Here is a 9,617-nt window from a genome sequence, read left to right as displayed (position 1 = left end):
GGTCCCGACGGGGTGCGCGCGTGGGCCCCGGCCCGGAGGCCGGGGTCCACGCGCTCCCCTGTGCCCCCCGGGATCCCCACCGGGGCGACGTCCCGGCCACGGTCCGGCCCCACGACCCGGAGAAGCCGGACGGGCCGGAGCCGCCCAGCACCAGGAAACACCCGTTCGGACGAACCCTCCACCGGAGAGCGGAAACCCCAGTTCGGCCAAGGGGGTCCTCTTACCGCCCGAATGCAGTGCTCCCGCTCGCGGGCCGGCCGCGGCGGCCCTTGCCTGGAACCGTGCCCCCACGCCTCAGGAGCGCCCTGTCGGCCGTACTGATCGCCCTGTCCTGCCTCCTCGTGCCGTTCGGCGCGCTGGCGGCCTGGGCGGCGTACGGGCTCGCCGACACGGGCCGCTACGTCACCACGATGGCTCCGCTCGCCGCCGACCCGGCCGTGCGGGAGGCCGTCGCGGACACGGTCGGCGAGGGCATCCTGCGCGCGGTGGACGAGCGCCTGGACGTCCGCCCGCTGCGCGGCTCGGTACGCCCGTTCGTGCACGACGCGGTGCGCTCCTTCACCCAGACCCGGGCCTTCCGGCTGGCCTGGGACACCGGCAACCGGGTCACCCACGACGCCGTCCTGCGCGCCCTGCGGGCCACGGACGAGGACGGGCGCGACGTCACCGTCGACCTGGCCCCGGTCACCTTGCAGGTCAAGCGGCAGCTCACGCACGACCACGTGCCGCTCGCCGCGCGCATCCCGGTGGAGCACACCTCGGTGGCCGTGCTCCCCGCCGCGGAACTGACCACGCTCCGGAAGGGGTTCCACGTGCTCGAAGTCGCCGGTTTCTGGCTGCCGGTGGCGGCCGTCACCTTCGCCGCGGGCGGGATCGCGCTCGCCGTCCACCGCCGCCGGGCCGTGGTCGCCACCGCCCTGGGCACGGCCCTGGGCGGCGGCCTGCTCGCCCTCGCCCTGAGCGTCGGCCGCGGCCTGACCCTGGCCGACCTGCCCGCCGGCGTCTCCCGGCCGGCGGCGGGCGCCGTCTACGACGCCCTCACCGGCACCCTGCGCACGGCCGCCTGGCTGCTGCTCGGTCTGGGCCTCGCGGTGGCCCTCACCGCCTGGCTCACCCGGTACCTGCGGCTGCCCCGTCCCGCGCGACGCCGGCGAGCGTCGCCAGCGCCCGCGCCAGCACCGGCTCCGGCTCCGACCCGAGCCCGAGCCTGACCGCGTCCGGGGTGCGGCTGGGGTCGACCGAGAAGGCCGTACCCGGGGTGACCGCGATCCCGTGCTCCCGCGCGGCGGCCGTGAAGGTGTCGGCCCGCCACGGCGCCGGCAGCTCCCACCAGGCGAAGTAGGCGGCCGGGTCGGACCGTACGGCGAACCCGGCCAGCTTCTCGGCGACCAGCCGCTGCCGCCGCCGGGCGTCCCGCTGTTTGGCCGTCACCAGCCGGTCCACGGTCCCGTCGCCGAGCCACCGCACGGCCGCCTCCAGCGCGAGGCCGCCCGCGCTCCACCCGCCGGACCGCACCGCCCGCGCCACCGCCTCGACCCGGCCCCGCGGCACGACGGTGAAGCCGACGGTGAGGCCGGGCGCGACCCGCTTGGAGAGGCTGTCGACGAGATGCACGAGGTCCGGTGCGAGCGCGGCGAGCGGGGGCGTGCCGCCGGGCTGCAGGAAGGCCCAGATCCGGTCCTCCACCACCGGTGTCCCCAGCCTGTGGACAGTGTCGGCCAGCCGCCGCAGCCGCTCGGCACCCGTCGTCCGGGAGGTCGGGTTGTGCAGGGCGGGCTGGAGGTAGAGGGCGGACAGCGGCGTGCCGCGGTGGGCGGCCGCCACGGCGTCGGGCACGAGCCCCTCCGCGTCGGTGGCGAGCGGCACGAGGACCAGGCCGAGACGGGCGGCGATCTCCTTCACCAGCGGGTAGGTCAGCCGCTCCACGCCGACCCGGCCGCCGGGCCTGACGAGCGAGGCGAGGGTGGCGGCGATCGCCTGGCGGGCGTTGCCGGTGAACAGGATCCGCTCCGGGCCGGTGCGCAGCCCGCTCCGGGCGAGCAGCGCGGCGATCGCCTCCCGGGCCACCGGGGTGCCCGCGGCGGCGGCCGGCCGCAGCGCCTGGCCGAGCGCGTCGGGCCGCAGCAGCGAGGCGAGGGCCGGGGCCAGCAGCTCCGCCTGGCCCGGCACGGCGGGGTAGTTGAGCTCCAGGTTCACGAGCGGGGCGCCGGCCGCCTCGGTCAGGGCGTGGCCCGGCTGCCCGTCCGGCGCGGCGGCCCGCACGAAGGTGCCGCGCCCGACCTCGCCCACCACCAGTCCCCGGCGCACGAGTTCGCTGTACACCCGGCCCGCCGTCGACGGTGCGATGCCGTGGCGGCGGGCGAACGCCCGCTGGGGCGGCAGCCGCTGGCCCGGCCGCAGCCGTCCGCCGCCGATGTCCGCCGCGATCCGGTCGGCGATACGCCGGTAGTCGTCCACAAGTCCCCCTGTTCTCCGGCACGTTGGATTGCACCGAGGGCAAAGATTTTATTGCACCGAGCGATGGGGCGCCCTAGGGTCGTTGCCATGCCCCCCTTCCTCGCATTCGAGGACAAAGACCCCGGAGTCACCTCCCGGGTACCCCTCGTCCTCGTCCACGGCCACCCCTTCGACCGCACGATGTGGCACCCGCAGCTGGCGGAGTTCTCCGCCGGCCGCCGGGTGATCGCCCCCGACCTGCGCGGCTACGGCGCCTCACCGGTGACCCCCGGCAGCGTCCCGCTCTCCCGCCACGCCCAGGACATCGCCGGCCTCCTGGACCAGCTGGGCGTGGACGGCTTCGTCCTCGCCGGCCTGTCCATGGGCGGCCAGATCGTCATGGAGTGCGCCGCCCGCTTCGGCGACCGGATCCGGGGCCTCGTCCTTGCCGACACCTTCCCCGCCGCCGAGACGCCCGAGGGCAGGCGGAGCCGCAACGCCATGGCCGACCGGCTCCTCGCCGAGGGCATGCGCGGCTACGCCGACGAGGTGCTGGAGAAGATGGTCGCCCCGTACGCCGACCCCGAGGTCAAGGCGCACGTGCACGCCATGATGACGGCCGCCTCCCCCGAGGGCGCCGCCGCGGCCCTGCGCGGCCGGGCAGAACGCCCCGACTACCGCGAGCTGTTGACCCGGGTGGCCGTGCCCGCCCTGGTCGTGGTCGGCGCCGACGACACCTACACCCCCGTCGCCGACGCCGAGGCGATGCACGCGGCCCTGCCCGACTCCACCCTGCACGTCATCGCCGGCGCCGCCCATCTGCCCAACCTGGAACGGCCCGAGGAGTTCAACCAGGCCCTCGGCGCCTTCCTGGCGCGCGTGGACGGGCGACCGTAGGCCCGCTCCCGCGACCCAGCACCCCGGACGCGGCCCCGGCGCCTGGCGTCCCGGGCCGCCGCTCGCCGGAGTCGGCGTGACCGCCGGAGTCGGCGTAACCGCCGGAGTCGGCGTAACCGCCGGAGTCGGCGTAACCGCCGGAGTCGGCGTGACCGCCGGCCGCCGGGTCGCCGACCGGGCGGACGGAACGCCCACCACGGACCTATCTCCCCATCCCGGCCATAATGGGCGCATGTCCCGAGAGTTCCCCATCGGCCTCACCCCGCCCGACTGGCTGGTCCGGAACCTCCAACCCCAGCAGGCGCCCGTCAACCGGGCCGCCATGGCCCGTGCCGCCGTCGCGATGTCCTCGTCCCTGGCCCTCGGCCTCGCCGCCGGCCTCCCGGCCTACGGCGCCCTCGCCGCCATGGGCGCCCTGTCCGGTGTCATCGGCGACACCGCCGACGCCTACCGCATGCGCGTCCTCAACATCGCCGTCCCGCAGCTCTTCGGCGCGATCGGCGTGACCCTGGGCACCCTGGTCTACGGCCACGGCTGGTACGCGGTGGCCACCGTCACCGGCGTCGCGCTGCTCTCCGGCATGATCTCCACGATCGGCGCGGTGGCCTCCGTCTCCGGCCTCCTGCTGCTCCTCAACTGCGTGGTGGGCGCGGGCCTCCCGCTGCCCGCCCCCTGGTGGCTGGCCCCCGCCCTGATGACCGGCGGCGGCCTCCTGGTCCTGCTGCTGGGCCTGCTGGCCTGGCCGCTGCGCGCGGGCGTCCCGGAACGGGCCGCGGTCGCCGCCACCTACCGTACGGTCGCCGCCCTCCTCGCCACCGCGGGCACGGACCGCACCGAGGAGTACGAGGAGGCCCGCCGCGCGGTCACCCAGTCCCTGAACCAGTCGTACGACCTGATCCTGGGCCGGCGCGCCCGCCAGCACGGCCGCAGCCGCGAACTCACCGGCCTCCTCGCCCAATTGAACGCCATCACCCCGGTCGTCGAGGCGGCACCCGCGGCCCACCTGGCGGCCCGCCCGCTGCCGCCGCAGATCCCGGGGGCACTGCGCCACCTGGCACGGGCCGTGGAGTCGGGCGACACCCCACTGCCGCCCCTGGACCTCCCCGTGCCCACCACGGAGACGGGCCGGGCGGTGGACCACGCCCTGCGCCACACGGCCGAGGTCGTCGCCGCGCCGGACGTGGACCCCCGGGGCATCGACGACCGCCTGGGCCGGCCGGCGGCCCTGGGGATCCGCACGGCCCGCGCGGCCCGCAGCGTCGTCCTGTCCGCCAACTCCTGGCGCTACGGCGTACGGCTGGCGGTCTGCATCGGCACCGCCCAGGCCCTGGTCTCCCTCGTCCCCGTCCCGCGTTCCTACTGGGTCGCCCTGACCATCACCTTCGTCCTCAAGCCCGACTTCGGCTCGGTGTTCTCCCGCGCCCTGCTGCGCGCCCTCGGCACGGTGGCGGGCCTGGTGCTGGCGGCGGTGGTCCTGGCCGAGGTCCCGCTGGGCTGGTGGCACGTCCCCGTGCTGTTCCTGCTGGCCCCGCTCATCCCGGCCCTCACGCCACGGGGCTACGGCTACCAGACGGCGGCCATCACCCCGGTGATCCTGCTGCTCTCCGACATCCTCAACCACCAGGGCACGGCACTGCTGCTGCCCCGGCTGAACGACTCCCTCATCGGCTGCGCGATCGTGCTGGTCGCCGGTTACCTGCTGTGGCCCGAGAGCTGGCACACCCGCGTGGGCGACCGCCTGGCCGACGCGGTGGCGGACACGGCGGCCTACGTGGAAGCGGCCTTCGCCCCCGCCACCGGGCTCGGCACCAGCCCCACCAGCGGATCCGCCGCCGAACCCGCCGACCGAGCCCGTATGCGCCGCCGCCTCTACCGCGACCTCTCCGTCATCCGCACGGAATTCCAGCGGGCCCTGACCGAGCCCCCGCCGACCGGCCGGCGCGCCGCCGCCTGGTGGCCGCTGGTCGTCGCCGTGGAACGCATCGTGGACGCCACCACGGCGGCCCGCGTCCGCGTCCGGCACGGGGCCGCGCCGCCGTCCGCCACCGAGATCGCGCAGGTGGCCCTGCAGCTGCGTGAGCTGTCCGAGGGCGTGCGCAGCGCGACGACCCCGAGCGCCGTCCGCACCAACCTCACCGGTCCGGCGGACAGCGTCCTCGAACCCCTGCGCCAGGAGGTCGCCGCGGCCCGCACGATCGCGTCGCCGCACTGACGGCTCCCCGCCATCGGGGGCCGCTAACCTTACGTGTCCGTCCTGGCCAGCGATTGACGGGTTACAACCTCACGCGAAGGGTTGCGCACATGGGCATTCTCACTCTCCTGCGGAACGCATTCGGCCGCTCACGCAAGTCACGAGCCACCGAGGCAGAGGGTGCGGACCGAGCCCCCGTGGCGCCCCCTTCGGTCCCCGAGCCCCGCCGGTCCCCCACCGAGGAACACGAACTGGTGGCAGCGGCCTTCGACAAGGTGAAGACCGCCCACCCCACGGACTCGTCGCCCCCCGAGCCCACGGTGCCGGCGGCGAAGACCGAGACCGAGCAGCAGACGGCTCCCGCACAGCCGGTGACCGGGGGAACGGCTGCCGCCGGGGTCGAGGCCGAGCAGATCCCGGAGACGGCTCCGGCTCCCGCCGACGCCGAGCCGGAGGCCGGGACCGGGGAGAAGCTTCAGGACGAGGAGACGGCCCCGGTTGTGCCGGAGGCCGGTGCGCAGGAGCTGGAGAAGGAGCAGGCCGAGCCTGAGGCCAAGGCCGAGGAGACGGCTGCCGCCGAGACCGAGGAGACGGCTGCCGCCGAGGCGGAGGAGAACACGTCGGCCGAGGCTTCGGAGCCGGTCACCGCGCAGACGGCAAAGACGGCGACCGCCCCGCAGGAAGAGGCAAGCGAGCCGGAAACCGAAGCCAAGCCGGAAACCGAAGCCGAGGCGACGGCCGAACCGGAGGCCACGGCGGAGGCCGAGGCGCCGACCGAGGCACCGGCGCAGGCCGAGGCGCCGACCGAGGCACCGGCAGAGGACGAGGCACCGGTCAAGGCATCGGCACAGGACGAGGCACCGGTGGAGGCCGAGGCATCGGCGGAAGCCGAGGTGCCGACCGAGACACCGGCGGAGGCCGAGGCGCCGACCGAGACACCGGCAGAGGACGAGGCACCGACCGAGGCACCGGCAGAGGACGAGGCACCGGTCAAGGCGTCGGCACAAGACGAGGCACAGGTCGAGACCGAGGCACCAGCGGAGGCCGAAACGCCGACCGAGGCGCCTGCAAAGGACGAGGCACCGGCCGAAGCGTCGGCCGAGGTGTCGGTCGAGGGCGTGGTTGCCGAGGGCGGTGACAGCACGTCCCCGCAGGCCGCCGACGGCGAGGACGCCCCACAGGGGCCACCCGCAGCCGACGACGAGACCCGCACGGGTGGTGCGGGTGGGGACGAGGACGCCGAAGGCGAAGCCGAGGCGGCCCTGAACCCGCAGGCTGCACAGGCCCCGCAAACCCCCCAGACCCCGACCTCCCAGACCCCCCAGACCCCGACCTCCCAGACCCCCCAGACCCCCCAGACCCCCCAGACCCCCCAGCCGGCCGGCGAAGCCGACGCGGACGCCGCCCTCAAGGCGAAGCCCGCCACCCCCCTCGCCCGGATCAAATCCCGCACCCCGGCCCTCGCCACCGCCTACAAGGCCGCCACAGCCACCCTCAAAAAGACGAACCTCACCGGCACCCGAGCCAAGCTCTACCTCGTGCTGGACCGCTCCGCGAGCATGCGCCCGTACTACAAGGACGGCTCCGCCCAGGCCCTCGCCGACCAGACCCTCGCCCTCGCCGCCCACCTCGACCCCGAGGCCACGGTCCACGTCGTCTTCTTCTCCACGGAGGTCGACGGCACCACCGACCTCACCCTCACCCCGGACCACGAGACGAAGATCGACGACGTGCACGCCGGCCTGGGCCGCATGGGCCGCACCAGCTACCACGCCGCCGTGGAAGCCGTACTCGCCCACCACGGGAAGAACCACCCGGACGGCACCCCCGCCCTGGTCGTCTTCCAGACCGACGGCGCCCCGGACGCCAAGACCCCGGCCACCCGGTCCCTCACCGACGCCGCGGAGAACCACCCCTCCGTGTACTTCTCCTTCGTCGCCTTCGGTGAGCACGACAACAAGGCGTTCGACTACCTCCGCAAGCTGAAGACCGGCAACACGTCGTTCTTCCACGCCGGCCCGGCCCCGCGCGAGCTGACGGACGCCGAGCTGTACGAAGGCGTCCTGGCCGGCTGGCGCCCGTAACGGCCGGTCACCGTACGCAACCCCGGGCCGCCCCTTCCACCCTGCAAAACGGGAAGCGGGCGGCCCACCCCTGTCGGCTACGATTTCAAGGTTCGAAACCGCAGAAAACGCGACCTGGGAGCAGCCACGATGGCTCGACACCTCATCACCAGCGCCCTTCCGTACATCAACGGGATCAAGCACCTGGGCAACATGGTGGGGTCCATGCTCCCGGCGGACGTGTACTCCCGGTACCTCCGCCAGCGCGGTCACGACGTCCTCTACATCTGCGCCACCGACGAGCACGGCACCCCCGCCGAGCTGGCCGCCAAGGAGCAGGGCCTGCCGGTGGAGGAGTTCTGCGCCCAGGCGCACGACGCGCAGAAGGCGGTGTACGACGGCTTCGCGCTCGCCTTCGACTACTTCGGCCGCAGCTCCTCGCCGGAGAACCGGGAGATCACCCAGCACTTCGCCCGCAAGCTCAACGAGAACGGCTTCATCGAGGAGCGGGCGATCCGCCAGGTCTACTCGCCCGCCGACGGCCGCTTCCTGCCGGACCGCTACGTCGAGGGCACCTGCCCGCACTGCGGCTACGACAAGGCCCGCGGCGACCAGTGCGAGAACTGCACCCGCGTGCTGGACCCGACGGACCTGATCGACCCGCGCTCGGCGATCTCCGGCTCCACGGACCTGGAGGTCCGCGAGACCAAGCACCTCTTCCTGCTGCAGTCCAAGCTGCAGCACGAGGTCGAGGCGTGGGTCGCCCGGCACGAGGAGGACTGGCCGCAGCTCGCCTCCTCCATCGCCCGCAAGTGGCTGACGGAGGGCCTGCACGACCGGGCGATCACCCGTGACCTGGACTGGGGCGTCCCGGTCCCGGCGGACACCTGGCCGGAGCTGGCGGCCGAGGGCAAGGTCTTCTACGTCTGGTTCGACGCCCCGATCGAGTACATCGGCGCGACGAAGGAGTGGGCGGACCAGGACCCGGAGAACCGGGACTGGAAGTCCTGGTGGTACGAGGCGGACGACACCGTCCGCTACACCGAGTTCATGGCCAAGGACAACGTCCCGTTCCACACGGTCATGTTCCCGGCCACCGAGCTGGGCGTGCGTGAGCCGTGGAAGAAGGTCGACTACGTCAAGGCGTTCAACTGGCTGACGTACTACGGCGGCAAGTTCTCCACCTCGCAGAAGCGGGGCGTCTTCACGGACCAGGCCCTGGACGTCCTGCCCGCCGACTACTGGCGCTACTTCCTGATCGCCAACGCCCCGGAGTCGGACGACTCGTCCTTCACCTGGGAGCACTTCACCGCCACGGTCAACAAGGACCTGGCCGACACCCTCGGCAACTTCGTCAACCGGGTGCTGTCCTTCTCCAAGAAGCGCTTCGGCGAGGAGGTCCCCGCGGGCGGCGAGCCGGCGGAGGCGGAGGCGCGGCTCGGCGAGCAGATCGCCGAGCTCCTCGCGGAGTACGAGTCGCAGATGGAGGCCCTGCAGTTCCGCAAGGCCGCCGCCGCCCTGCGTGCCCTGTGGTCGGCCGGCAACTCCTACCTGGAGGAGAAGGCCCCCTGGCTGGAGATCAAGACGAACCAGGAGGGCGCGGCCCTCACCCTGCGTACGGCGATGAACCTGATCCACCTGTACGCCGTGGTCTCCGAGCCGTTCATCCCGGCGACGGCGAAGACGATGCGCGAGGCGTTCTCCCTGTCCGCCGACACCGCGACCTGGGTGACCCGGGACGAGGCGAAGTCCCTGACCGCCGTCCCGTCCGGCACCCCCTTCACGGTCCCGCCGGTCCTGTTCGCGAAGCTGACCGACGAGGACCTGGCGACGTACAAGGACCGCTTCGGCGGCGAGGACGCCTGACGACACCACGCGACGCCCCGCTCCCGACCCACCGGGAGCGGGGCGCTGCCGTTCCCGGAACCGGTGCTCCGAGGGGGGGCAGCGCCCGTACTGCGGGACACCCGTTCCCCGCTCGGGAGGGGAAGCGCCGACGGCCCGGGAGAGGGGGCACCAGGCCGCCGGCC

6 protein-coding genes are annotated in these 9,617 nt (G+C 74.1%); 5 read left to right on the top strand and 1 reads right to left on the bottom strand.

The window, feature by feature from the left end:
• Positions 1-281 precede the first annotated feature (281 nt).
• On the top strand, positions 282-1,211 hold the full coding sequence (locus ABZ576_RS26200) for a hypothetical protein (RefSeq protein ID WP_360745544.1): 930 nt from the start codon (positions 282-284) through the stop codon (positions 1,209-1,211).
• On the opposite strand, the gene ABZ576_RS26195 is transcribed toward ABZ576_RS26200, so the two are convergent.
• A complete protein-coding gene (locus ABZ576_RS26195) occupies positions 1,111-2,457 on the bottom strand; it encodes a PLP-dependent aminotransferase family protein (protein WP_360745541.1) in 1,347 nt (448 codons plus the stop codon). The genes ABZ576_RS26200 and ABZ576_RS26195 overlap by 101 nt on opposite strands.
• 87 nt (positions 2,458-2,544) lie before the next feature.
• Between ABZ576_RS26195 and ABZ576_RS26190 the strand changes: the two genes are divergently transcribed.
• The 4 genes from ABZ576_RS26190 (at position 2,545) to metG (ending at position 9,453) form a co-directional block, all read left to right on the top strand.
• Entirely contained in the window at positions 2,545-3,333 is a 789-nt protein-coding gene (locus tag ABZ576_RS26190) for an alpha/beta hydrolase (protein WP_360745538.1), read from the top strand.
• A gap of 232 nt (positions 3,334-3,565) precedes the next feature.
• Positions 3,566-5,545 carry an FUSC family protein gene (locus ABZ576_RS26185; protein ID WP_360745535.1) on the top strand — a complete coding sequence of 660 codons (1,980 nt, stop codon included), beginning with the start codon at positions 3,566-3,568 and terminating at the stop codon, positions 5,543-5,545.
• Between the two features lie 89 nt (positions 5,546-5,634).
• On the top strand, positions 5,635-7,608 hold the full coding sequence (locus tag ABZ576_RS26180; RefSeq protein WP_360745532.1) for a VWA domain-containing protein: 1,974 nt from the start codon (positions 5,635-5,637) through the stop codon (positions 7,606-7,608).
• A 129-nt stretch (positions 7,609-7,737) separates the two neighbouring features.
• A complete protein-coding gene (gene metG / locus ABZ576_RS26175; protein WP_360745529.1) occupies positions 7,738-9,453 on the top strand; it encodes a methionine--tRNA ligase in 1,716 nt (571 codons plus the stop codon).
• Positions 9,454-9,617: the final 164 nt, after the last annotated feature.

This window comes from Streptomyces sp. NPDC013455 (assembly GCF_040632975.1).
Lineage (GTDB): Bacteria > Actinomycetota > Actinomycetes > Streptomycetales > Streptomycetaceae > Streptomyces.
This window is presented reverse-complemented; position numbering and strand designations above follow the sequence as displayed.